This window comes from Streptomyces sp. NPDC018693 (assembly GCF_044391385.1).
In the GTDB taxonomy this organism is placed as follows: Bacteria; Actinomycetota; Actinomycetes; order Streptomycetales; family Streptomycetaceae; genus Streptomyces.
Window position 1 is genome coordinate 98,627 of record NZ_JBIRZZ010000017.1, and the last position, 23,080, is coordinate 121,706.

General features: G+C 70.9%; 22 protein-coding genes. 14 read left to right on the forward strand and 8 right to left on the reverse strand.

Features of this window, described 5'->3' with window-relative positions; translation table 11 throughout:
• Positions 1–6: 6 nt before the first annotated feature.
• Positions 7–651, reverse strand: coding sequence for a helix-turn-helix domain-containing protein (locus ACH5AC_RS32245; protein ID WP_398865854.1), 645 nt, complete (start codon positions 649–651; stop codon positions 7–9).
• Positions 652–894: 243 nt separating this feature from the next.
• Here ACH5AC_RS32245 and ACH5AC_RS32250 point away from each other — a divergent pair, with 243 nt between their 5' ends.
• A complete protein-coding gene (locus tag ACH5AC_RS32250) occupies positions 895–1,563 on the forward strand; it encodes a hypothetical protein (RefSeq protein ID WP_398865797.1) in 669 nt (222 codons plus the stop codon).
• A 65-nt stretch (positions 1,564–1,628) separates the two neighbouring features.
• Here the strand turns inward: ACH5AC_RS32250 and ACH5AC_RS32255 are convergent, their stop codons facing one another.
• Genes ACH5AC_RS32255 through ACH5AC_RS32265 form a run of 3 tightly spaced genes read right to left on the reverse strand, consistent with a single transcriptional unit; the run spans position 1,629 to position 3,825 of the window.
• Entirely contained in the window at positions 1,629–2,564 is a 936-nt protein-coding gene (locus tag ACH5AC_RS32255) for a PDR/VanB family oxidoreductase (protein ID WP_398865798.1), read from the reverse strand.
• Positions 2,561–2,764 carry a hypothetical protein gene (locus tag ACH5AC_RS32260; protein ID WP_398865799.1) on the reverse strand — a complete coding sequence of 68 codons (204 nt, stop codon included), beginning with the start codon at positions 2,762–2,764 and terminating at the stop codon, positions 2,561–2,563. The genes ACH5AC_RS32255 and ACH5AC_RS32260 overlap by 4 nt, the downstream gene beginning before the upstream one ends.
• Positions 2,761–3,825: a Rieske 2Fe-2S domain-containing protein gene (locus tag ACH5AC_RS32265; RefSeq protein WP_398865800.1), complete on the reverse strand. Its 1,065-nt coding sequence runs from the start codon at positions 3,823–3,825 to the stop codon at positions 2,761–2,763. Before ACH5AC_RS32265 ends, ACH5AC_RS32260 begins: the two co-directional genes overlap by 4 nt.
• 432 nt (positions 3,826–4,257) lie before the next feature.
• On the opposite strand from ACH5AC_RS32265, the gene ACH5AC_RS32270 reads away from it, so the two are divergent.
• On the forward strand, positions 4,258–5,526 hold the full coding sequence (locus ACH5AC_RS32270; RefSeq protein WP_398865801.1) for an MFS transporter: 1,269 nt from the start codon (positions 4,258–4,260) through the stop codon (positions 5,524–5,526).
• Between the two features lie 68 nt (positions 5,527–5,594).
• On the opposite strand, the gene ACH5AC_RS32275 is transcribed toward ACH5AC_RS32270, so the two are convergent.
• A complete protein-coding gene (locus tag ACH5AC_RS32275) occupies positions 5,595–6,539 on the reverse strand; it encodes a LysR family transcriptional regulator (RefSeq protein WP_398865802.1) in 945 nt (314 codons plus the stop codon).
• A 122-nt stretch (positions 6,540–6,661) separates the two neighbouring features.
• Between ACH5AC_RS32275 and ACH5AC_RS32280 the strand changes: the two genes are divergently transcribed.
• The 10 genes from ACH5AC_RS32280 to ACH5AC_RS32325 all read left to right on the forward strand — a co-directional run bounded on the left by ACH5AC_RS32280 (position 6,662) and on the right by ACH5AC_RS32325 (position 16,613).
• Positions 6,662–7,642 carry a fumarylacetoacetate hydrolase family protein gene (locus ACH5AC_RS32280; protein ID WP_398865803.1) on the forward strand — a complete coding sequence of 327 codons (981 nt, stop codon included), beginning with the start codon at positions 6,662–6,664 and terminating at the stop codon, positions 7,640–7,642.
• Positions 7,639–8,601 (forward strand): cyclase family protein, encoded by a 963-nt coding sequence (locus tag ACH5AC_RS32285; protein WP_398865804.1) that lies wholly within the window; start codon positions 7,639–7,641, stop codon positions 8,599–8,601. Before ACH5AC_RS32280 ends, ACH5AC_RS32285 begins: the two co-directional genes overlap by 4 nt.
• Positions 8,602–8,752: 151 nt before the next feature.
• Complete coding sequence (locus tag ACH5AC_RS32290; RefSeq protein WP_398865805.1) at positions 8,753–9,916, forward strand: FAD-dependent oxidoreductase; 1,164 nt, start codon at positions 8,753–8,755, stop codon at positions 9,914–9,916.
• Complete coding sequence (locus tag ACH5AC_RS32295; protein WP_398865806.1) at positions 9,913–10,941, forward strand: amidohydrolase family protein; 1,029 nt, start codon at positions 9,913–9,915, stop codon at positions 10,939–10,941. The genes ACH5AC_RS32290 and ACH5AC_RS32295 overlap by 4 nt, the downstream gene beginning before the upstream one ends.
• 10 nt (positions 10,942–10,951) lie before the next feature.
• Positions 10,952–11,890, forward strand: coding sequence for a VOC family protein (locus tag ACH5AC_RS32300; RefSeq protein WP_398865807.1), 939 nt, complete (start codon positions 10,952–10,954; stop codon positions 11,888–11,890).
• Between the two features lie 111 nt (positions 11,891–12,001).
• Positions 12,002–12,973, forward strand: coding sequence for a fumarylacetoacetate hydrolase family protein (locus ACH5AC_RS32305; RefSeq protein WP_398865808.1), 972 nt, complete (start codon positions 12,002–12,004; stop codon positions 12,971–12,973).
• The gene (locus ACH5AC_RS32310; protein WP_398865809.1) at positions 12,970–13,719 is read left to right on the forward strand and encodes an SDR family NAD(P)-dependent oxidoreductase; all 750 of its coding nucleotides are present in this window, start codon (positions 12,970–12,972) and stop codon (positions 13,717–13,719) included. The genes ACH5AC_RS32305 and ACH5AC_RS32310 overlap by 4 nt, the downstream gene beginning before the upstream one ends.
• 30 nt (positions 13,720–13,749) lie before the next feature.
• The gene (locus ACH5AC_RS32315; RefSeq protein ID WP_398865810.1) at positions 13,750–14,505 is read left to right on the forward strand and encodes a CoA transferase subunit A; all 756 of its coding nucleotides are present in this window, start codon (positions 13,750–13,752) and stop codon (positions 14,503–14,505) included.
• 20 nt (positions 14,506–14,525) lie between these two features.
• Complete coding sequence (locus ACH5AC_RS32320; RefSeq protein WP_398865855.1) at positions 14,526–15,212, forward strand: 3-oxoacid CoA-transferase subunit B; 687 nt, start codon at positions 14,526–14,528, stop codon at positions 15,210–15,212.
• Positions 15,213–15,365: 153 nt separating this feature from the next.
• Positions 15,366–16,613: a DUF418 domain-containing protein gene (locus tag ACH5AC_RS32325; protein WP_398865811.1), complete on the forward strand. Its 1,248-nt coding sequence runs from the start codon at positions 15,366–15,368 to the stop codon at positions 16,611–16,613.
• An 84-nt stretch (positions 16,614–16,697) separates the two neighbouring features.
• Here ACH5AC_RS32325 and ACH5AC_RS32330 read toward each other — a convergent pair whose 3' ends face one another.
• Positions 16,698–18,299: a sigma-70 family RNA polymerase sigma factor gene (locus ACH5AC_RS32330; protein ID WP_398865812.1), complete on the reverse strand. Its 1,602-nt coding sequence runs from the start codon at positions 18,297–18,299 to the stop codon at positions 16,698–16,700.
• 270 nt (positions 18,300–18,569) lie between these two features.
• On the opposite strand from ACH5AC_RS32330, the gene ACH5AC_RS32335 reads away from it, so the two are divergent.
• Positions 18,570–20,000: a glycoside hydrolase family 43 protein gene (locus tag ACH5AC_RS32335; protein ID WP_398865813.1), complete on the forward strand. Its 1,431-nt coding sequence runs from the start codon at positions 18,570–18,572 to the stop codon at positions 19,998–20,000.
• Positions 20,001–20,061: 61 nt separating this feature from the next.
• On the opposite strand, the gene ACH5AC_RS32340 is transcribed toward ACH5AC_RS32335, so the two are convergent.
• Together ACH5AC_RS32340 and ACH5AC_RS32345 are read right to left on the reverse strand one after the other, a co-directional pair.
• Positions 20,062–20,934, reverse strand: a complete 873-nt coding sequence (locus ACH5AC_RS32340) for an alpha/beta fold hydrolase (RefSeq protein WP_398865814.1) — start codon at positions 20,932–20,934, stop codon at positions 20,062–20,064.
• A 57-nt stretch (positions 20,935–20,991) separates the two neighbouring features.
• Positions 20,992–21,702, reverse strand: coding sequence for an ABC transporter ATP-binding protein (locus ACH5AC_RS32345; RefSeq protein ID WP_398865815.1), 711 nt, complete (start codon positions 21,700–21,702; stop codon positions 20,992–20,994).
• Positions 21,703–21,863: 161 nt separating this feature from the next.
• On the opposite strand from ACH5AC_RS32345, the gene ACH5AC_RS32350 reads away from it, so the two are divergent.
• Entirely contained in the window at positions 21,864–23,072 is a 1,209-nt protein-coding gene (locus ACH5AC_RS32350; RefSeq protein ID WP_398865816.1) for an RNA-guided endonuclease InsQ/TnpB family protein, read from the forward strand.
• The last annotated feature ends 8 nt before the right edge of the window (positions 23,073–23,080 follow it).

The following is a 23,080-nucleotide window of genomic DNA, read 5'->3' on the forward strand; positions in this document are numbered from 1 at the left end:
CCCGGCTCACGTCTCGGGTCGCTTCACGCTCTCCAGGAGCATGTCCAGCCACTCGGCGACCTTGTCGCGGTGCTGGTCGGTGGGCAGCTGGGCGGCCCGCCAGGCGATCCCGCGCACCCCGTGGTCCTGCAGCAGGCGCTCCAGCGGGTCCTCGGCGGCGGCCTCCCGCTCGGCGAGCCGCTGCAGCAGCTCCTGCTCGGTGTGGCGCAGGGTGCCCGCGAGCGCCTCCGGGTCCTCGGCCGTGAGGAACCCGGCGTGTACGTGGAAGAAGCGCTGCAGGGCGTCGCAGTGCTCCATCGTGGGGCGGCGGTCGCCGTTGATGAGGGCGCCCGCCTGCTGCCTCGACATCCCCGCGCCGTCGGCGATCTCCTGCTGGGTGTACTTGCGCCCGTTGGGCTTCAGTCGGGTGCGGCGCAGCAGGTCCAGGCGCTGCAGGAAGCGGGCCTGGACATCCCGTTCGCCGGCCGGGCGACCGCTCAGCAGGGCCTTCACCACGGACTCCGGGACACCGGAGGCGACGGACAGCCGCCCGGTGTCGAAGACCTCCGCGTGCGGCACGCCGAGCCGGTCGGCGAGCGCGGCGACACGGGTGACGACGGCCGACAGCGAAGCCGTCGCCGCGGCGCCCGTAACCTCGAAGCCATCCGTCACCGACAGGTCTCCCACGTCTCTCACTGCCCTCTCACCGGGCCCTCTCACCGGCACAGACGGTCGTCGTGAACTGCGGGGAGACTAACGGGTGTTTCGAACTCACATCCAGGTCTCGCCACAACTGTGGCCAATTTCAGCCGTCAACGAGCGTGGAATGCCACGATAGTTGACATCGATCGTCTGCGGGCAGCAGGATCGGGGCGCCGCGTGAAGGCCGCATCAGGCAAGAGGGGTGACCTCCCGATGGCATATCAGGCAGGAGGGCAGCGGTCCGCACCGCGGCCCGTCCCCGAGAGTCCCGACACCCAGGCGTATCTACGGGACTACGCCACGCTTCTGGAAGCCGTCCCCTTTCCCTCCGTCGTGCTGAACCGCCGCTGGGACGTCGTTCTGGCGAACGCCGCTTTCGAGACACTCTTCCGGGAGGTCGACCCGCATCCGACGGCGATGCCGGGCGACAACTTCCTCAGATTCGTCCTGTTCCACCCGGACGCGGCCTCGGTCCTCGGCGACCACGAGGCGAGCTGGTTCCTGCCCGCCCTGGCCCACTTCTCGGCCGCCCTGGAGCGGCACGGCCATGACCACGGTCTCCAGGCGATCCGCCGGGAGATCGCCCAGGACCCGATCATGGAGGCGGCCTACCGGCAGGGCCTGCCGCACTGGCTGCGCGCGGTCGGCGCGCAGGCCGCCGAACTCGACGGGGCGGTGCGTCTCCTGGCCCACCCCGACCCGCGCCGGGGCGCCACCGAGTGCCGGATCGTCCGCGAGACCCCGAAGGGCCTCGCGGACATGGACTGCACACGGCTGACGATGGTGCTGCGCGAGACCCGCTCCACGCCCGCGCCGCGCCGCACCCGCCGCCCGCGCCGCGCGGCCGGTCATCTCACCGTGGTCCCCGCGCCCGAGGTCTGACCGGCCGGGCACCGTCGGCGTTCAGGTCGCCGACGGTGCCGGGCCGACGCCGTCATGTGCCGCGCTCACAGATCCAGCACAAGGCGCTTCCCCGCACACCGGGACACACAGATCATCATCGTCTCCCCGGCCGCCCGCTCCTCGGCGGTGAGGACCGAGTCCCGGTGCTCCGGTGTGCCGTCCAGCACGTCCGTCTCACAGGTGCCGCACGTGCCCTCGGCGCAGGAGTAGAGCACCTCGACGCCCGCCTCCCGCACCGCGTCCAGCACGGACACGTCCGCCGCGACGGTCAGCGTACGACCGCTGCGCGCCAGCTCGACCTCGAACTCGCCGTCCGCAGCGTGCTGTTGGGGCCGTGCCTGGAAGCGTTCGATGTGCAGTGCCCCGGGCGGGCAGCGCCGCTCCACCGCGTCGAGGAGCGGGCCCGGGCCGCAGCAGTACACGAGGGTGCCGGCGGGCAGGTCGTCCAGGACGCGGTCCAGGTCGAGCAGACCGGTCTCGTCCTGCGGGGCCAGGGTCACCCGGTCCCCGTAGCGGGCCAGTTCCCCCGTGAACGCCATCGACCGGCGGGTGCGTCCGCCGTACAGCAGGGACCAGTCGGCGCCGGCCGCCTCGGCCGCCGCCAGCATGGGCACGATCGGGGTGATGCCGATGCCGCCCGCGACGAAGCGGTAGCGCGGGGCGGGCCGCAGCGGGAAGTGGTTGCGCGGGCCGCGTACGCGCACCTTCTCACCGCTGCCCAACTGCTCGTGCACGTACGTGGATCCGCCCCGCCCGTCCGGTTCGCGCAGCACGGCGATGCGCCAGGAGGAGCGGTCGGCCGGGTCGCCGCACAGCGAGTACTGCCGTTCCAGGCCGGGAGCGAGGAGCAGGTCGATGTGGGCGCCCGGCTCCCAGGCGGGGAGGTGTTCACCCAGCGGGTGCCGGAGGACGATCGACCGTACCCCGTCGGCGGCCGACTGTATGCAGTCGACGGTCAGCTCGGCTTCGTACACGGTCATCCGTCGACCTCCGACAGCGCCTGCGCGGGTGACCCGCCGTCACCCGAACCCTCGTGCCCCACCGGATGCCCGAGCATCCACTCCCACATCTCCACAGGATCCTCGGCGGTGTGCTCGGCACCGCAGTGACACGTGCCGTGCAGGACATCGGTGCCCGGCAGCCAGTCGATGCGGTAGATCTCACGGATCGGTGCGTTCACCGGACCTGCTCCACGGGCTTCTCGCCCTCCTCGACCAGCCGGGCGAGGATGCGGCGGGCGGCCAGGCCACCGGTGTCGATGTTGATGCTCAGCTCCTGGTAGCCGGCCCGCTCGCCGCCGAGGGTGCGCTGCAGCAGGTTCAGCGCGTCGACGTCCTGCATCACCACCGTGTGGTTGTTGGCCCGCAGGAACTCGGTGACCTCGGCGTCGCCCGTCGCCCAGTCGCGGGAGACCATCCAGAAGTCGTACACCTTGCCGTCGCACGAGGGCGTGATGGCGTAGGTGATCTCGGTGTGGAAGCCGTGCGGGTCGCTGCCGTCGGCCTCCGGCACCACGCCCACCGGCGCGATCCGGCTGTGCAGCAGATACAGACAGGGCGCGTGGTACTCGATGTCCTGCCAGCGGGTGATCCGCCCCTCGATCCCGGTCGAACGGGCGTAGAACGGCGGACACTCGGCGTCGTCCATGTGCCGGCTCACCCGTACGACGCCGGCGCCCTCGTCGACCTCCGTGGTGATCGGGGTCTCGGCGACCTCCGGGGTGCCGATGTAGCCGCCGTGCAGATACGTCTCGTGGGACAGGTCGAGCAGGTTGTCCACCAGCAGCCCGTAGTCGGCGTCGATCGGCTCCATGCCGCGGACCGTGACCCAGCCGGGCGAGTCGAGGTGGCGGGCCCGGGGGATCGTCTGCGGGTCGGCGAGCGCGGGGTCCCCGATCCACACCCAGATCAACGAGTCCCGCTCGACCACCGGATACGAAGCGACCCGGGCGGTGCGCGGAATGCGTCGCTGCCCCGGCACATACACGCACGCGCCGGTCGTGTCGTACGTGAACCCGTGATACCCGCACACGATGCGGTCACCGTCCAGCCCGCTCTCCGACAGCGGATACCGGCGGTGCACACACCGGTCGTGCAGCGCGACGGGCCGGCCCTCCTCCTCGGTCCGGTACAGGACGAGCGGCTCACCGAGGATCGTCCGCCCGAGCAACTCCCGCCCGACCTCCTCGGCGTAGGCGGCGACGTACCACTGGTTCCTGGCGAAGGCGGTCATGTGCGGCATGAAGGTTCCCGTCCCTGTCGGCGGGGCGCCCTCGCCCCGCGTGCCGTGGTTGGGAACAGGTTCCTGACGGCTGCGGTGGCCACGCAAGGCGGCTTCCGTCTGGCGGAATGGATCCACCCGGCGCAGAAGCAGTGAGGAAGCACAGAAGCGCAGAAGTGCCGAGGACCCCTGCGGCAGCGGCCCACAGCAAGGGGCGGCCCCCGGCTCCCGTACGCCTCAGGGCCCGGGGGCCCATTCACCGCATGGATGGCCCGGATACGGGATCCCGATCGCGCAGAGGATGGCGACAGGGCCCCGAACTGTTCATAGTCGTCCCTACCCGCACGCCGCTGTCCGGATCAGCCGACACGTGCGGCTCTCCGCCGGCATGCCGAGCGCCGTCGGCGCCTGCGAAAGGCGTGCCCGCTCCCTTACACCGTCCCTGGAGTCGCCATGCCCGGTTCCGCCCCCTCGCCGTCCCCTGCCGCGGTCGACGACGCCGCTCCCTCGCCCGTCACCGTCTCGGGCCCGGCCCATCAGCTGCGCGTGATCCTGCTGATGGCGGGCAGCTGTCTGCCCATCCTGGGGGCGGTGCTGATCGCTCCGGTGCTGCCGAAGATGGAGGACCACTTCGCGTCGGTCCCGGGGGCCAAGGCGCTCGTTCCCCTGGCACTGACCGTTCCGGCCCTGTCACTGGCACTGCTGGCACCATTCGCCGGGGTCATCGTGGACCGGCTGGGCCGCAAACGCCTGCTGATCGTGGCGACCGTGCTGTACGCCGTGTTCGGCACGGCACCGCTCTGGCTGGAGTCGCTGGGCGCGATCATCGTGAGTCGCGCCCTGGTCGGTGTGGCCGAGGCCGCCATCATGACCTGCTGCACCACCCTCATCGGTGACTACTACAGCGGTCGGCAGCGGGTGAAGTACCTGACGCTGCAGACCATGTGCGCCTCGGCGTCGGCCACCGCCTTCTTCGTGCTCGGCGGCGCCGTCGGCTCGGCGGGCTGGCGCATGCCTTTCTGGATCTACGCCGTGAGCCTGCTGATCGCCCCGCTGATGGCCATCGCCCTGCCCGACCCGGAGGCCGGCCCGGCCACCGACGATGCCCCGGCCCGGGCGGAGACCCGCCGGGCATTCCCATGGCGGCGGCTGGCAGGCATCTGCGCCCTCACCTTCTTCGGCGCAATGGTCTTCTACACCGTTCCAGTGGAGATGGCGTACCTCCTCGACAATGTCGGGGTGGAGAACTCCGGCGTGATCGGCATGGCCACAGCTGCCGCGAGCGCTGCCACGGTGGCCGGTGCGATCGTCTTCGCCCGGCTGAAGCGCTCTCCGGACCCGATGCTGCCCGCCGTCTTCGCAGTCTGCGCGGCCGGATTCGGCGTGATGTCCCTCGCGGGCAACGCCCCACTGCTGGTCGTCGGAGCGGTGATCAACTGCCTGGGCACCGGCATGCTGCTGCCGGCCCTCCTGACCAGTGCCATGTCCCGGTTGGCGTTCGAGGACAGGGGTCGGGGCACCGGCCTGTGGACGGCGGCCTTCTTCGGCGGTGAGTTCGTCTGCCCGCTGGTGCTGCTCGCCGTGGAGTCACAGGTCGGCAGCCTTGCCCGTGCGGTGGGTTTCCTCGGACTGGCCGCCGGCCTCGTCGCGGCGGGACTGCTGGCGGCCCGCCGTCGCGCAGGCGCCGCGGACCCCCGGCCGTTGCCGCAACAGTTGGCCTGAGGGGAGGAAGGCCGACGGTCGGGGAGAGCCGCAGAGTGTGTCCCCGCCCGGCCCGCCCCGGCGCCCGGTCACGTGCCCTCCGCACCGGGTGCGGAGGGCACCGCCTCGCCGTCCGTCAGCGTCGCGCCTACCTCCGCGGCCTTCTGCCGCAGCCAGATGTGGGCCGCGTCCTGGGTGTGTACCGGGTGCCACCACAGGGCTTCCCGGACCGGAACGGCCTCGAAGGGGCAGGGAAGGACGCGCACCGCGGCGGAGCTGACCGCCGCCCGGGCCAGATGCTCCTGGATCATCGCGACCCGGCGGGTGCCCTCGACCATGTGCGGCAGCAACTGGAAGGTCTGCACGGAGACCTCCACCCGAGGGCTGACGCCGATCATGCTGAGCTGGCGCGCCACCGGTGCGTCGTAGGGGCGCTGGTAGACGGCCCAGGGAAGGCGCGACAGCTGGCCCAGGGTGAGTTCGTCGCCGATCTCGGGGTTGTCGTCGGCGACCAGACACAGCCAGCGGTCGCTGAAGAGCTCGACGGCGGGGAGGCCGTTGATGACGCCGTGCGGCATCAGCAGTCCGTCGACGGTGCTCAGCACCGTCGCGGCGTTCTCCACGACGGAGGGCGTCGGATGCTGGAAGGTGAACCGGATCCCGGGCGCCTCGCGGTGCACGGCACGGGCCAGCGCGGCGCCGAACACGGCCACGCCGTAGTCGGAGGCGAGGAGCGTGAACTCGCGGGTCTCGGCGCCCGGGTCGAAGTCCGCCTGACTCGAGAAGACTCGCTCCAGGAGGTCGCAGGCGGTCGCGCTGCGATCGCGCAGGGCGGCACCGAGCGGCGTCAGCTCATAGGAGTTGCCGGTCCGGGCGAGCAATTCGTCGTCGAAATGGCGGCGCAGCCGGGACAGCGCCGCGCTCATCGCCGGCTGACTCAGGCCGATGCGCTCCCCGGCCCGGGTGACGTTGCGTTCCTCCAGCAGCGCACGCAGGGCGACGACCAGATTGAGGTCGAGTCGCGACAGGTTCACCAAGCACCACCCAGCAGCCAGACGAAGTATCCATCGTGTGGATTACCCGCATCCACAGGATTGATTTCCGTGATTCGTTGATCGGGGTCAGAGTAGACCGCAACCCAGCGGGAGGACATCTCATGGCGACACTCGCGCAACCTGCCGGCCCGTTCGCGCTCGGCACGTTCTCGGCCCCGGACGGGGAGCCGTTCCCCGGACTGATGACCACGGGCCGGGTCCTCGACCTGAGCCAGTCCCTGGCCTGGGAGCCGGCCGGCATACGCGCCGTACTGGAGCGGTGGGAGGAGGCCCTCCCGGTGCTGCGCACCCTCGCCAACGAGGATGCCCTCGACTGGCGCCCCTTGGACGGCCTGCGGGTGCACGCCCCGGTCGAGCCGCGCCAGATCTTCCAGTCCGGCGCCAACTACCGCCAGCACGTGATCGACCTGGAGGTCGCCCACCGCGCCCCCGACGACCCGCGCACCGTCGAGGAGGCGCGCGCGGAGATCGCCGCCGTCATGGACCGCCGGGCCGCGGAGGACCTGCCGTACGTGTTCATCGGCCTGCCCAGCACCATCGCGGGCCCGTACGACGACGTCGTACTGCCCGCCTGGGCGCACCAGCCGGACTGGGAGCTGGAGTTGGCGGCCGTCATCGCCAAGCCCGCCTACCGGGTTTCCGTGGAGGAGGCCCTGGAGCATGTCGCCGGGTACACGATCGCCAACGACCTCACCGACCGGGCGACCGTGTTCCGGCGGGACATGCCCGCCATCGGCACCGACTGGCTGCGCTGCAAGAACGCCCCTGGCTTCACGCCGCTCGGCCCCTGGATCGTGCCGGCGGAGTCCATCGCCGACCCCGGTGACCTGCGGGTCACCCTCAAGGTCAACGGCGAGACCATGCAGGACGAGTCCACCAAGGACATGCTCTTCGGGGTCGCCCGTCTGGTGTCGTACATCTCCCAGACCGCCCGGCTCCTGCCCGGCGACCTGGTGTTGACGGGTTCCCCGGCAGGCAACGGCATCCACTGGGGGCGGCTGCTGCGCGACGGCGACGTCATGGAGGGCTCGATCACCGGTCTCGGCGTGCAGCGCACGCGTTGCGTGGAGGAGAAGGCATGAGCCTGGACCGCCACGACCCCGAGGGCGCGATCGCCGAAGCCGCCAAGGCGTACTCCAACTGGGGACGCTGGGGTGAGGACGACGTGCTGGGCACGCTCAACTTCCTCGACGAGGCCAAGCGGCGCGAGGGCGCGGCACTCGTCCGGCGCGGAATCAGCTTCTCCCTCTCGCAGCGGTTCGACATGAACGGGCCGCAGAAGGGTTGGCGCCGGCGCACCAACCCGGTGCACACCATGCTGGACACGGGCACCGACGCCGCCCTGGGCAACCAGGGTTTCCCCCACGGCATCGGCGGCGCGGACGACGTGATCGCGATGCCGTTGCAGTGCTCGACCCAGTGGGACGGGCTCGGGCACATCTTCGACCACGGCAATGCCTGGAACGGGCGCAAGGCCGAGCAGGTCGTCACCTCCGACGGCGATCTCGTCACCGGCATCGAGCACATGGCGCCGCACGTCGCCGGGCGCGGCGTCCTGCTGGACGTGGGCCGCGTGGTCGGTGAGGACGGCGAGCTGCCGGACGGGTTCGCCATCACCGAGGAGCATCTGACCGCGACCGCCGAGGCGCACGGAGTGACCACGGGCCGCGGGGACATCGTCCTCGTCCGTACCGGACAGCTCGCCCGCGTCCGGCGCGAGGGCTGGGGCGACTACGCGGGCGGCCCCGCGCCCGGCCTGTCCTTCACCACCGCGGGCTGGCTGCACGGCACCCAGATCGCCGCGATCGCCACCGACACCTGGGGCTTCGAGGTACGGCCCAACGAGTTCGAGAACGCCTTCCAGCCGCTGCACCAGGTCGTCATCCCCAACATGGGCCTGCTGATCGGCGAGATGTGGGACCTCGACGCCCTCGCCGCCGACTGCGCCGACGACGGCGTGTACGAGTTCTGGCTCACCGCCGCGCCCCTGCCCATCACCGGGGCCGTCGGCTCACCCGTCAACCCCGTCGCCGTCAAGTAGCTCTCTCAGCCACCGGATGCGCTCCTCCCCGGACAGCGACAGCGCATCCGGCCCGTACCTCGCACCGATCCCCCTGCCCGCGCTCCCAGCGGGCTCGAGCCGCACCCCCGCCGCCCGAAGCCGCGCGGCCCAACCCGGGAGGTTCCCCGACATGGCTGACCGCCTCACTCTCCCCCAGCCTCCGGCCGGGGGCACCCCCAGCGTCCTGGTCATCGGCGGAGGCGCCTCCGGCAACGCCGTCACCATCCTGCTGCGCCGCGCCGGCATCGCCGTCGACCTGATCGAGGCGAAGCCCGACTGGAACGCCACCACCGGCTCCGGCATCACCCTCCAGGGCAACGCCCTGCGGGTCCTGCGCGAACTGGGCGTGTGGGAACAGGTGGAAGCCTCCGGATACCCCTTCGGCTCGCTGGGTGTCACCGCCCCCGACGGCACCGTCCTGTTCGTCGCCGAGGACATCCGGACCGGCGGCGAGGACCTGCCCGCCACCCTCGGCATGCAGCGCCCCCAGCTCCAGCAGATCCTCATCGACGCGGTCCGCGTCTCCGGTGCCGGCGTTCGCCTCGGCACCACCGTCGAGGCGCTGGAGCAGGACGCCGACGGCGTCGCGGTGCGCTTCAGCGACGGCGGCGAGGGCCGCTACGACCTGGTGATCGGCGCCGACGGTCTCAACTCCGCCACCCGCGCCGCGATCGGCATCACCGACAAACCCGAGCCCACCGGCATGGCGATCTGGCGCGTCGCCGCCCCACGGCCCGAGACCGTGACGCGCACCGACCTCGCCTACGGCGGCCCCGCCTACATCGCCGGCTACTGCCCCACCAGCGAGAACACCATCTACGCCTATGTCGTCGAAGCATGCCGCGACCGCGCGTCCATCGACCCGTCCACCTACGCCGACGAGATGCGCCGCCTGACGCTGGCCTACGGCGGGGTCTGGCCGCAGATCACCGAGCACATCACCGACCCGAAGAAGGTCAACTACACCTGGTTCGACCGCCTGCTGGTCGAGGGCTCCTGGCACCGGGGCCGGGTCGTGCTGATCGGCGACGCCGCCCACTGCTGCCCGCCCACCCTCGCCCAGGGCGCGGCCATGTCCCTGGAGGACGCCTCCGTGCTCGCCGAGCTGCTCACCAGCGGCCGTGACTGGGACGACGAGCTGCTCCAGACCTACCACGACCGGCGCGCCCCCCGGGTGCGCACCGTCGTCGACGCGTCCGTGCAGATCGGCCAGTGGCAGCTGGACGGCGTGCGCGACGCCGACATGGCCGGACTGATCGGCCGCACCATGAACCTCCTCAAGGAGCGCCCGTGACCGCGCCGGCGTCCTCCGTGCCCACCATCGACGTCCACGCCCACCTCCTGCTCCCCGACGTCGAGGAGGCCGTCGCCGGTCATCCCGACCTCGCGGAGGCCCGCACCCTCGACGCCCGCCGCAACGGCCCCGCCGCCCTGGCGGTCAGCGGTCCCATGGTCGGCGCGCGGGTGCCACGGCTGACGGATGTCGCGGTGCGCCTGGCGGCCATGGACGCGGCCGGTGTGGACCTGCAACTGGTGAGCCCTTCGCCGAACCACTACCACTACTGGGCCGAGCCCCGGCTGGCCGAGCGGGTGTGCGGGCTGGCCAACGAGGGCACCGCCGCGCACTGCGCCAAGGCCCCCGACCGGTTGCACGGCCTCGGCCTGGTCCCGCTCCAGCACCCCGACCTCGCGGTCGCTCTGCTCGACCACGCACTGGATCAGGGACTGAGGGGCGTGGAGATCTCCTCGCACGCTCCGGGGCCCGGGGGGACGCGAGAGGTGGAACTCTCCGACCGGCGTCTCGGGCCCTTCTGGACACGTGCGGAGGAGACCGGCGCCCTGGTCTTCCTGCACCCGTTCGGCTGCACGCTCGACGAGCGCCTGGACCAGTGGTACCTGTCCAACACGGTCGGCCAGCCCACCGAGAACGCCGTCGCGCTCTCCCACCTGATCTTCTCCGGTGTCCTGGACCGCCATCCTGGGCTGAAGCTGATCGCGGCACACGGCGGCGGCTACCTGCCCACCCACATCGGCCGCTCCGACCACGCCTGGCGGGTCCGCCCCGACGCCCGGGGCTGCTCACGGAAGCCGAGCAGCTACCTGCGGCAGCTGTACTTCGACTCCCTTGTTCACGACCCCCACGTACTCCGAGCCCTGATCAGCACCGTCGGCGCCGACCGGGTGCTGCTCGGCTCCGACTTCCCGTTCGACATGGGCACCGAGGATCCGTTGGGCGCGCTGCGCGCCGCCGATCTGCCCGACCAGGACTTTCACGCGGTGCGGGGCGGCAACGCCGCCGCCCTGCTCAACCTCGCCTGAGGAGGCCCCCATGAGCACCCGCCTGCTCACTCATCTCCGGCACGTCGACCTCGCCGTGCCCGACCACGACAAGCAGCTCGACTTCTACGCCGGCGTCTGGGGCCTGACCGAGGTCGCCGAGGACTCCGGCATCTCCTTCCTGGCCGCCGAGGGCAGCCCCGAACAGTACGTCGTACGGCTGCGCCAGGCCGAGGAGAAGCGCCTCGACCTCGTTTCCTACGGTGCCGCGAGCGCGACCGACGTCGACACGCTCGCCGAACAACTCCTCGCGGGCGGCGTGCAGTTGATCTCCCAGCCGGGGAAGCTCGACACTCCCGGCGGCGGTTACGGCTTCCGCTTCTTCGACGTCGACGGCCGCACGATCGAGGTCTCCGCCGATGTCGAGGCCCGGCAGCACCGCAGGATCGAGGAGAAGGAGTCGATCCCGGTCCGCCTGTCGCACGTGGTCCTCAACTCTCCCGACCTGAACAGGACGAGGGAGTGGTACGAGAACCACCTCGGCTTCCGCCTCTCCGACACGCTCAGCTCGCCGCACATGGGCGAGGTCATGCACTTCATGCGGATCAGCAACCAGCACCACTCGATGGCCATCGCGCAGGGCCCGCACACCGCACTCCACCACGTCTCCTTCGAGATGCGCGGCCTGGACGAGTACATGCGCGGCTCCGGCCGGGTCATGCGTGCCGGATTCAGGAAGGTGTGGGGTCCCGGCCGCCACATGGCGGGCGACAACACCTTCACGTACTTCCTCGACCCGCACGGCAACACGGTCGAGTACACCACCGAGCTGGAGGAGCTGGACGAGGACACCTGGCACCCGCACGTCTACGACTTCTCCCAGCCCGAGGTCACCGACCAGTGGGGCACGGCCAACCCGATGAACGAGCTGGTCGCCAAGGAGTCGTTCAACGACCCCGACCGCGGCTGCTTCGTCGCCCCGCCGGTCTGACCGGCGAGCGCCCCACTCCCCGGGGGCGCGGTGGCCCTGTCAACCGCCCTGACTCCCCGCTCCGCGCCCCCGGCCTCCGTGCCCGCCCCTCACGCCGACAGGAACATCCCCATGCGTTTCGCCTCGTACGAGTACCAGAACCGACGACGTGTGGCTGTCGTCGCCGAGGACGGGACGCTGCGCCCGCTGCCCGGTGTCCAGTCCCTGACCGGACTGCTCGCCGAGGGGGGCGGCCTGCCGCACCTGCTCGCCGCGGGCGCCGCGGCTCTCGGCGCCCCGACCGGTCCCCATGTCTCCGACGTACGCATGCTGCCCCCTCTCCAGCCGCCCACCGTGCGGGACTTCGTCACCTTCGAGGAACACGTGGAGGGCGTACGACGGTCAGTGGACGGCGCCACCGGTGTGCCGGAGCGGTGGTACGCGGCCCCGACGTTCTACTTCGGCAACCCCTATGCCGTGTACGGCCCGCACGACGAGGTTCCCCTGCCGCCGGGGTCGAGCGTGCTCGACTTCGAGCTGGAGGTCGCCGCCGTGATCGGTCAGGAGGGCCGCGACCTCACCCCCGAGCAGGCCCGCGACCACATCGTCGGCTACACGATCTTCAATGACTGGTCCGCCCGTGACCTGCAGTCCGCCGAGATGAAGGTCGGCCTCGGCCCGTGCAAGGGCAAGGACACCGCCACCACCCTGGGCCCGTACCTGGTCACCGCCGACGAACTGGAGAAGTACCGCGACGCGGACGGCTTCCTGCGCCTGGCGCTGACCGCCGAGATCAACGGCGAGGTGGTCGGCAAGGACCTCCTGTCCAACATGAGCTGGACGTTCGAGGAGATGGTCGCCTACGCCTCGCGGGGGACGTGGGTGCGTCCTGGCGACGTCCTCGGCTCGGGCACCTGCGGCAACGGCGGCTGCCTCGCCGAGCTGTGGGGCGTACGAGGCCGGCAGGACCCGCCGCCGCTCAAGCCGGGCGACACGGTCACACTCACCGTCGAGGGCCTCGGCGCCGTCTCCAACATCGTGGTGACAGGGCCTGAGCCCGTGCCGGTCCCGGTCGCCCGGCGCCGCCCCCGGGAGCGGCCGTGAGCGACCTTCCATCCAAGCGACTCCTCGGCAAGGTCGTGGTCGTCACCGGCGCGGCCCGTGGCCAGGGCGCCGCGGAGGTCGAGACGCTGACCCGCGAGGGCGCCCGCGTCATCGCCACCGACGTGACCGAGGCATCCGGTTGCCGCCGCCTCGATGTCACCAGCGAGAAGGACTGGGCGCGGCTCGCCGCCGAACTGCGCGAGGCTTACGGACAGGTGCACGGCCTGGTCAACAACGCGGGCGTCACCTGGCGCGCCCGCATCGACGACGTACGCCCCGAGGACATGGCCCGCGTCTACGCCGTCAACGTCACCGGTCCCCTCCTGGGCATCCAGCACCTGGTTCCGCTGATGCGCGCGGGCGCGTCGATCGTGAACGTCGGTTCGTCGGCGGCGCTGACCGCCCACTACCCGGTCGCGTACACCGCCAGCAAGTGGGCGCTGCGCGGACTGTCGAAGACCGCCGCCATGGAACTGGGGCCGCGCGGCATCCGTGTGAACACCGTCCACCCCGGCTTCGTCGAGACGGAGATGACCGCCTCCGCCGCGCCCGCGTTCCGCGAGGCGAACCTCCGGGGGACGCCCCTCGGCCGCACCGGAACCGTCGACGACGTCACTCCGCTCGTCACCTTCCTCCTCTCTGACGACGCGTCCTTCATCACCGGTGCGGAGATCCCCGTCGACGGCGGCCTGACCGCGCACGGCGGCGCCAGACCGATCTCGGACGCCCTGCGTGAGGACGCCTGAACCCGAAGACAAAGAAGGGCACTTCTTCTCATGGACAAGGTCTGGGCGAGCGCTGAAGAGGCGGTCGCCGACATCTCCGACGGCGCGTCGCTGGCTGTCGGCGGCTTCGGCCTCAGCGGCATCCCCGACGTGCTCATCCAGGCCCTCCACGCCCAGGGCACCACCGGCCTGGAGGTCGTGTCGAACAACTGCGGAGTGGACGGGCGCGGACTGGGAGTCCTGCTGACCGATCGCCGGATCACCCGTGTCACCGGCAGTTACGTGGGCGAGAACAAGGAGTTCGCCCACCAGTACCTGTCGGGCGAACTGGAAGTGGAGCTGGTGCCGCAGGGCACACTGGCCGAACGGCTGCGTGCCGGGGGAGCGGGTATCCCCGCCTTCTACACCCCGGCCGGGGTGGGCACCCAGGTCGCCCATGGCGGACTGCCCTGGCGCTACGCGGCCGACGGCACCGTCGCCGTCGCCTCGCCTCCCAAAGAGACGCGCGACTTCGCCGGCCGCACCTACGTCCTGGAGCACGGCATCACCACCGACTTCGCCCTCGTACGGGCCTGGCGCGGCGACCGCCACGGGAACCTGGTCTTCCGTAAGTCCGCCGCCAACTTCAACCCGCTGGCCGCGATGGCCGGCCGCGTCACTGTCGCGGAGGTGGAGGAACTCGTCGAGCCGGGCGCGCTGAGCCCGGACGAGGTCCACCTGCCGGGCGTTTTCGTGCAGCGGATCGTGGAACTGACCGCTGCTCAGGCCGCCGACAAGCCGATAGAGAAGAGGACCGTACGAGCATGAGCGCCCCTGTCCGTACCCCGCTGGGCTGGACCCGACGACAGATGGCCGCCCGCGCCGCCGCCGAACTCGCCGACGGCTCCTACGTCAACCTCGGCATCGGCCTGCCCACCCTCATCCCCGGCCACCTCCCCCCGGACGTCCAGGTGGTCCTGCACTCCGAGAACGGCATCCTCGGCACCGGACCCTCTCCCACCGAGGACGAGGTCGACCCCGACCTGATCAACGCGGGCAAGGAGACCGTCACCGTCCTGCCCGGCGCCTCCTTCTTCGACTCGGCCCTGTCCTTCGGCATGATCCGCGGCGGGCACATCGACACCGCCGTGCTCGGTGCGATGCAGGTCTCCGCCGCGGGCGACCTGGCCAACTGGATGATCCCCGGGAAGATGGTCAAGGGCATGGGCGGCGCGATGGACCTCGTCCACGGCGCCCGACGGATCATCGTGCTCATGGAACACACCGCCAAGGACGGCTCGCCGAAGATCCTCAAGGAGTGCACCCTCCCACTCACCGGCGAACGGTGTGTCCACCGCATCATCACCGACCTCGGCGTCCTCGACGTCACACCCGAGGGCCTCGCTCTCGTGGAATGCGGGCCGGGAGTGACTCCCCAGGACATCGCCGCCCGCACCGACGCGCCTGTGCGGAGAGCGAGAACGGTGATCGCCCCGAGAGGGGGACTGTCCCAGGGACAGAAGAAGCGGGTGTGATCGTGCGCGGGCGCCCGCCGCCGGGCGCCGGGGCGCACCGAACCGGTCGGACCGGACTCCGCCGGTCGGCAGGGCGGGACCCGCCGACCGGCGGGGCCATTCCCGAAGCCTGCCGGATGGTCCGCCCCCCGACGTCCACGCGAGATTTTCCGTATGACACAGACACAGCCGCCGCAGGAGACGTCAGCTCCGCAGGAGAAAACGCCTCCGCAGCCCCGAACCTCCCCCGAGTCCGCCGTGCCGGCCTCGCCCGGCCCCTCGATGGGACGCCTCGTCGGGGTGGACCTGGCCCGCGCGCTGGCGGTGTTCGGCATGTACGTCGTGCACATCGGCCCTCCGCTGTCGGCCACGGACGGCGTCGCCAGCTGGATCCGGTACCTGGCGGACGGTCACTCGTCGGTCCTGTTCGCCACCCTCGCCGGGTTCTCGCTGATGCTGCTCGCAGGCCGCCGCGAACCGAAGACCGGCCTGGCCGGCCGGCAGGCGAAGGCCCGCATCGCGATCCGCGCCGTGGTCCTGCTGGCGCTGGGCACCGCGATGGCCATGGAATACGGGGGAGTGATCATCCTCGGCTTCTACGGCGTCTACTTCCTGCTCGCCCTGCCCCTGGTGCGCCTGTCGGCCAGGACACTCGCGATCACCGCGGCCGCGTTCGCCCTCGTCACACCACAGCTGGCCTTCGCCCTGAACTCGCTGCTGAGCGAGTCGGTCCAGCAGAGCATCAACGCCCACGACCCGCTCCACCGGCTCAGCGACGTGGGAGTGCTGGATCTGCTGCTCACCGGCTTCTACCCGGCGCTCACCTGGATGTCGTTCGTGATCGCGGGTATGGCGCTGGGCCGCCTCGACCTGTCCTCCGGCACTGTCCAGCGACGCCTGGCCGCGCTCGGCGCCTCCCTCACCGTGACCGCCTACGGCCTGTCCCTGCTGCTGGCCGGCAAGGGCGCGTTGAAGAGCCTTGCGGAAGGCGGGTCGTCGTCCGGCGGCTCCGGGTCGATGCCTCCCGACGGCGGGTCGTTCCCCGATATGCCGGCGTCGTTGCTCCTGACGGCCGGGCCGCACAGCGGCACCACGTTCGACATCATCGGCAGCGTCGGAGTCGCGATCCTCGTGATCGTGGGCGCGTCGGTGGTGATGGACCGCCTGCCTCGACTGCGTCGCCTGGCGAAACCGGTCATCGCCGTGGGCACCATGTCCCTGACCGCCTACGTCGGCCACTTCGTCGCGCAGTCCGCGCTGTCCGTGCCCGCCGGGACCGGTACGCAGCAGTCCTGGGTGCCGCTGCTCATGTTCGTGCTCGGGGCCACCCTGTTCGCCGCGATCTGGTCCCGCTTCTTCCGCCGCGGCCCGCTGGAGTACCTGCTCAACGCCGCCACCAAGCCGGCGAAGCACATCCGATGACACCCGGCCGGGGTGGGACGCCGGCACTCGCGGGCCCCACCCCGGCATGGACCGCTCGGAGATCCGTGGCAAGGCAATTCGGCGTCAGGTCCAGGGCGCCACGAGGACGAAGGAGCGGCTGGCCCGGTACGCGGCCGTGTTCTGCGAAGGGTCGAGCCACAGCTGGAGGTTGTCCCGATGGCGGAGGTATCGGCCGGGGTAGTTGTACGACTCCAGGGAGACCGAACCGGCCGTGGAACCGGAACGGGGGCAGAAGGTGGCGTCCTTCCGGAAGATGGCGGATCGGTCGTCGGGGTCCAGCCGGATGCGGAAGGCGTAGTGCCGCAGGTACCTGCCCGTGGCGTCCCTGAGCGAGTAGCAGCGGGGGTCGGCCAGGCCGGGGACGAAGGTGAAGGTGGCCGCCTGCCGGGTGGCCGCGGAACTGGTGTCGCCGACCGGGGCCAGGATGCCGAGCCGGCCGGACTGGCTCACGTAGTCGCCGGGGTTGCCGACCGACCGCAGAGCATGACGCCCCGAAACCCGCCCCTCAGCCGTCGTAGCAGGCGACGCCGTGGGCGTCGATTTCGGTGTCGGAGTCGGTGTCGGAGTCGGTGTCGGAGTCGGTGTCGGAGTCGGTCGCGATGAGGCGGCCGTTCTCAGGGGCGCCGGCATGGTTGAGGCAGCGGGCGACAACGGGGCCGCTACGGCGGGTCGCGTGGCCGGCTCGTGCGATCCCGTGGCGGCGTACCAGGCCACTCCGGCAGCCGCCAGCGTGACGGCACCTGCGGCTGCCGCCGCAGCGGGCTTGGCGGCCAGCCTGCCGATCGTCCGAGCCGCACGGCTCGAACCGCTCGCCGTACGCGTGCCCGCACCGACGGCCGACCCGGCCGGGTCGGCCCCGGGCACCCTGGCCAGGATCAGGCCGGCCAGGCCGACCGGCACCGGCACCAATGCGAGGCCGGCCAGCAGCCCCTCCGCCGGTATCAGGTCGGACGAGCTCGACAGGCACCGCGGACAGTCCCGGACATGGCGTGCCAGCCGCTTGCGCCACAGTGCGGACGGCCGCCCGTCCCACGAGGAGAGCACGGCGGTCAGGTCCGGGCAGCGCGGCGAGGCGGTCACGGCTCGGACGACGGTGCGCGCCGTCTCCAGCCGTTCCTTGACCCGCTGGATCCGGACCGCCGCGTGCTGCGGTGTGAGGCCGCAGGCTGCCGAGAGCTCGCCGCGGGTCAGTTCACCGGCACTCTCCATCCACCACAGTGCGAGTACCTCGCGTTCCTCGTCCCCCAGCCAACGGGTGGCCTCCACCGCTTCACGCCGCTGGCCCGACAGCGCCAGCCGCAGAATCGCCAGGTCGCAGAAGTCGGCCTGCGGGTCGGCGTCCTCGCCGTTCTCCTCCAGGGGTTCCGCAGTGAGCCAGGTGCGCCCTGTACGCCACCGGTCACGGATCTGTCGCACGGTGATGGCGACGAGCCAGGACCGGAACCGATCCGGTTGCTCCAGTCCGGGCAACCCGTCCAGGACCCGCATCATCGTCTCCTGGACCACGTCGTCGACGTCGCTGTGCCCGTCCAGCGCCCGCCCGACGATGTTGTAGACCAACGGCAGACAGTCCTGTATCAGCTGTTCCGATGCCTGCCGGTCCCCGGCCCGCGCCGCCATGACGACGGCGACGTCCGGCCGTTCCTGCCTGTCCTGAGAGCGCACCCGCCCCACCTGCCCCGTCGCCGTGCCTGCTGTGCCGCGGGCGACAGTGTGCCAGGAGCGAGACCGGAGGATGCGCGGGGGGCGCTTCTCGGGCGCCGCCCCTGGATTTACATCCGTTCCGTGTTTTCCGTTATGCGCGACGCGCCTGTGCGTCTCCTGTACGTACGCGCGACGGACGGCTGTCACCAGCTCAGAGCCCGCCACAGCCACCGGCTTTCCAAAGGACCGCTTTCACCCCGTCCGACACCCGTAGAAAGACAGGACACGCACATGCAAAGGCTGTTCACCCGGCTCGCGGCGATATTGGCCGCCGTCGGTCTCTTCTTCACCTCCCAATCCCTGGCCGCACCTCAGCGGGCGGCCGCCGCCGACCCGGGCTACCTGATGCTGCACTTCACCGGGGAGGGGTCGACCGGTCAGCAGATGTACCTCGCGCACAGCACGGACGGCCTGCACTGGAACGACCTCAACGACGGAGCGTCGATCCTGCGCTCCACAGTCGGCACGAAGGGGGTGCGCGACCCCGCACTGGTGAGACCCCCCGACGGCAGCAAGTACTGGATCATCGCAACCGACCTGTGCTGGGGCTGCGGGTCGACCGTGGACGGCTCCATCAACAACGGCAGCCGCAGCATCGTGGTGTGGGAGTCGACGGACCTGATCAACTGGTCCGAGCCATGGCTGCTCGACGTCGCCGGCGCGATCCCCGACGGCCGCAACGCCTGGGCGCCGGAAGCGATCTGGGACCCCGAGACCAACGACTTCGTCCTGTACTGGGCGACGAACGTGCCTCTCGACGGCAGGACGAAGCACCGCATCTTCTACGCCCGCACCAGCGACTTCCGCACCATCACCACCCCGCGGATCTACATCGACCGCCCCGGCACCCAGGAACTCATCGACACCCAGATCGTCGAGCTGCCGGCCGGCGTCGGCAACTACCGCTACGTACGCGCCTCAGGTGACGGCCAGATCACCCTCGAGGGCAGCAACTCGATCCTCGGGACGTGGACGAACCTCGGCAACCTCTCCGGCATCGGCCTGACCGGTGCCCAGGTCGAGGGTCCGATGTGGATGAAGTTCCGGGACCGCGACGAGTGGACCCTCTACCTCGACCAGTACGCCTCCCGCGGCGGGTACATGCCGGTCACGACGACCGACCCCTCCGCCGTCGGCACCTACCGGCTCCCGGCGTCGGGCAGCTACCACCTGGGCACCACCAAGAAGCGCCACGGCTCGATCCTGAACCTCACGGCCGCCGAGGAGACCCGCGTCCTCGCCCGCTGGGCCGGCACCCCGGCCAAGCGGCTCCAGTCGTACAACTTCCAGGACCGGTACGTGCGGCACGCCAACTTCGACGTGCGCATCGACCAGAACATCACCGGCCCCGACGCCCAGTTCCGGCGGCGGCCCGGCCTGGCGGGCTCCGGCACCGTCTCCTTCGAGTCGGTGAACTACCCCGGATACTTCCTGCGCCACTCCAACTACGACTTCCAGCTGGTCCGCAACGACGGCACCGCCCAGTTCGCCGCGGACGCCACCTTCCGGCAGGTCGCCGGGCTCGCGGACCCCACCTGGTCGTCGTTCCAGTCCTACAACCATCCCGAACGGTACATCCGGCACTACGCGTACCAACTCCGCCTCGACCCGATCAGCACTGCGACAGGCCGCAGCGACGCCACCTTCCGCGTGACGAACTGACCCCGCAGCGACAGGGATGCCGGCGCCCCGGGCCGGCGCACCGGCACAGCCATGGTCGAGCTCACGGCAGCACCCGCTCGTTCTCGTGGTGTGCGAGTACCCGCTCCAGCCAAGCCAGCAGGTCGTCCTCGACTTCCGTACGGTTGGTCTCGTTGAACAGTTCGTGCCGCGCTTCGGGGTAGACGCGGTAGGTGATGTCGGTGAGGCCCGCCTGCCGGTAGCGGTCGACGAGCAGGTCACTCAGCGCGAGCCCGGCGTTGAGCGGGTCCCGGTCGCCGACCAGGACGTGGACAGGAAGGTGTGCCGGGATACCCCGGGGCTGCGCGAGTGCTGCCGAGGCGGCGGCGACCTGCCGCATGCCCTCGGCATCGAGGCTGAAGCCGCAGAGCGGGTCCGCGAGGTAGGCGTCGACGGCTTCGGGGTCACGGCTGAGCCAGTCGAACAGCGTCCGAGCGGGTTCGAAGTCCTTGTTGAGGGCGGCGAGCGGGTTCCCGGCGTCGGCCGCCTGGTTGGCGAGCATTGCGTCGACCGCGGTGGTGCCGGCCAGAGCCAGGGCGTTGACGAGGTGGGCGTGGTGCAGTACGTACTGCTGCGCGGCGAAGGAGCCGAGACTGTGGCCGAGCAGCACCAGGGGCAGACCGGAGTGCCGCTCCCGGATGGTCTCGGAGAGCGTCACCAGATCGCCGACGAGTCCGTTCCAGCCGCCCTCGCCGAGATGACCCGGGGCGGCATGCCTGCTGAGCCCGTGTCCCCGGTGGTCGTTGGCGTACACGGCGAAGCCCCGGGACGTCAGCGCCTCGGCGAGCGCGGCGTATCGGCCGGCGTGTTCGCCCATACCGTGCGCGATCTGCACCACTCCGCGCGGTGGCCCCACAGGCTGCCACATGTGCACGTGAATGCGTACGCCGTCCCTGGCGCTGTCGAAAGTGAACATGATTCTCCTGAGAATGGGTGAGTCGAGAGGCGTGATCCGTGCGTGCCGGTGGGGTGGTCAGGAACCTTCGCCCAGGTAACCGGCCACGATCCGGGACCGGTCCGCTCGCAGTTCCCGGGCCGTGGCCTGCACGGTGAGTTCGCCGTGGGAGAGGACGCAGCCTCGGTCGGCGACTTCCAGGGCGAGGCCGACGTGCTGCTCGACGAGCAGCACCCCGCAGCCGGAGTCGTCGGCGAAGCGCCTGACGACGGGCAGCAGTTCCTCGACGATGACCGGGGCCAGGCCCAGACTGAGTTCGTCGAGCAGCAGCAGCTCGGGACGACGGGCCAGGGCCCGTCCCAGAGCGAGCATCTGCTGTTCTCCGCCGGACAGGAGCCCGGCCTTGCGGTCCCGCAGGCGGGTCAGGACCGGGAAGTAGGCGTACGCCGCCTTCTCGTCGAGCCGTTCTCCCCGGTGTCCCAGGCGCAGGTGTTCCGCCACGGTCAGCCCGGAGAAGATGCCCCTGCCTTCCGGGACGTGTGCGATGCCCCGTCGCGCGCGGGCCGCCGCGGGTACCTGGTCGAGGGGTGTTCCGGTGAAGGTGATGGTGCCGGCGGAGGGACGCAGCAGCCCGGAGACGGCCTTGAGCGTCGTCGTCTTGCCCGCGCCGTTGGCGCCCAGCAGGGCGACGACCTCGCCGGCGCCGACGGTGATGTCGAGGTCGCGGACGACGGGGGCTCCGTCGTAGCCGGCGGTGAGTCCGGCCACTTCCAGGACGGGTGTGTTCATCGGGGCCTTCCTTCGTGGATACCCCGGCCTTCCGGCAGGGGAGGAAACGAAGCTCCTGCGGAGCAGGGCAGGAAGAGCCGGTTCGCCGTCAGGGCGGACCGGCGTCCACCGCCCGCTGACCGAAACCCGCCGCTCACACGGGAGTTGATAGAGTGTGAGGCATGATGCAGCAGGTCAAGCGGGCGTTCAGGTACCGCTTTTACCCCACGGACGAGCAGGCAGCTGAGCTGTCGCGCACGTTCGGCTGCGTCCGCCTCGTGTACAACAAGGCGCTGGAGGAGCGCACACGGGCCTGGTACGGCGAGCAGCGCCGGATCTCCTACGTGCAGTCCTCCGCCGCGCTCACGGAGTGGAAGAAGACCGAGGAGCTGGCCTTCCTGACGGAGGTGTCCTCCGTCCCGCTCCAGCAGGCGCTCCGCCATCTCCAGACGGCGTTCGGGAACTTCTTCGCCAAGCGCGCGAAGTACCCGCGCTACAAGAACCGGAAGAAGTCCCGCGCGTCTGCCGAGTACACCCGCAGCGCCTTCACGTGGCGCGACGGGCAACTGACTCTGGCCAAGATGGCGGAACCCCTGGACATCCGCTGGTCGCGTCCCCTGCCAGAAGGTGCGCAGCCCACGACGGTGACCGTGTCCCGCGACAGCGCCGGCCGCTGGTTCGTGTCCCTGCTGTGCGAGGACAGCATCACCCTGGCCCCCGCCACCACAGCGGCGATCGGCCTGGACGCCGGGATCACCTCCCTGGTGACCCTGTCCACCGGTGAGAAGGTTGCCAACCCGAAGCACGAACGGCGTGACCGCGCCCGCCTGGCCCGCGCGCAGCGTGAGCTGTCGCGCAAGGCGAAGGGCTCGGCGAACCGGGAGAAAGCCCGCCGTCGCGTCGCCAAGGTCCACGCGCGGATCGCCGACCGGCGCCGCGACTTCCTGCACCAGCTGTCGACTCGGCTCGTCCGTGAGAACCAAACGGTCGTGATCGAGGACCTCACCGTTCGCAACCTGCTGAAGAACGGCAGGCTCGCGCGCGCCATCTCCGACGCGTCGTGGACGGAGCTCCGCTCCATGCTGGAGTACAAGTGCGCCTGGTACGGGCGCGAACTCGTCGTGATCGACCGCTGGTTTCCCAGCTCGAAGCTGTGCGGAACCTGTGGCACGGTCCGCGAGAAGCTGCCGCTGAACGTCCGCGAGTGGACGTGCGACTGCGGCACCGTGCATGACCGCGACGTGAACGCGGCACGCAACATCCTGGCCGCCGGGCTGGCGGCGTCTGCCTGTGGAGACGGTGTAAGACCTCAACGGGAGTCCTCCCGGACGGGGCGGTCGTCGGTGAAGCAGGAAACCCAGCGGGCGACCGCTGGAATCCCCCGCCTTTAGGAGGGGGA

Bases quoted from the DNA above. Each gene is read 5' to 3' on its own strand.
- ACH5AC_RS32270 (WP_398865801.1), top strand. From the start codon at position 4,258: ATGCCCGGTTCCGCCCCCTCGCCGTCCCCTGCCGCGGTCGACGACGCC.
- ACH5AC_RS32255 (WP_398865798.1), bottom strand. From the start codon at position 2,564: ATGACCGTGTACGAAGCCGAGCTGACCGTCGACTGCATACAGTCGGCC.
- ACH5AC_RS32285 (WP_398865804.1), top strand. From the start codon at position 7,639: ATGAGCCTGGACCGCCACGACCCCGAGGGCGCGATCGCCGAAGCCGCC.
- ACH5AC_RS32265 (WP_398865800.1), bottom strand. From the start codon at position 3,825: ATGCCGCACATGACCGCCTTCGCCAGGAACCAGTGGTACGTCGCCGCC.
- ACH5AC_RS32290 (WP_398865805.1), top strand. From the start codon at position 8,753: ATGGCTGACCGCCTCACTCTCCCCCAGCCTCCGGCCGGGGGCACCCCC.
- ACH5AC_RS32305 (WP_398865808.1), top strand. From the start codon at position 12,002: ATGCGTTTCGCCTCGTACGAGTACCAGAACCGACGACGTGTGGCTGTC.
- ACH5AC_RS32280 (WP_398865803.1), top strand. From the start codon at position 6,662: ATGGCGACACTCGCGCAACCTGCCGGCCCGTTCGCGCTCGGCACGTTC.
- ACH5AC_RS32325 (WP_398865811.1), top strand. From the start codon at position 15,366: ATGACACAGACACAGCCGCCGCAGGAGACGTCAGCTCCGCAGGAGAAA.
- ACH5AC_RS32315 (WP_398865810.1), top strand. From the start codon at position 13,750: ATGGACAAGGTCTGGGCGAGCGCTGAAGAGGCGGTCGCCGACATCTCC.
- ACH5AC_RS32340 (WP_398865814.1), bottom strand. From the start codon at position 20,934: ATGTTCACTTTCGACAGCGCCAGGGACGGCGTACGCATTCACGTGCAC.
- ACH5AC_RS32300 (WP_398865807.1), top strand. From the start codon at position 10,952: ATGAGCACCCGCCTGCTCACTCATCTCCGGCACGTCGACCTCGCCGTG.
- ACH5AC_RS32345 (WP_398865815.1), bottom strand. From the start codon at position 21,702: ATGAACACACCCGTCCTGGAAGTGGCCGGACTCACCGCCGGCTACGAC.
- ACH5AC_RS32250 (WP_398865797.1), top strand. From the start codon at position 895: ATGGCATATCAGGCAGGAGGGCAGCGGTCCGCACCGCGGCCCGTCCCC.
- ACH5AC_RS32350 (WP_398865816.1), top strand. From the start codon at position 21,864: ATGATGCAGCAGGTCAAGCGGGCGTTCAGGTACCGCTTTTACCCCACG.
- ACH5AC_RS32335 (WP_398865813.1), top strand. From the start codon at position 18,570: ATGCAAAGGCTGTTCACCCGGCTCGCGGCGATATTGGCCGCCGTCGGT.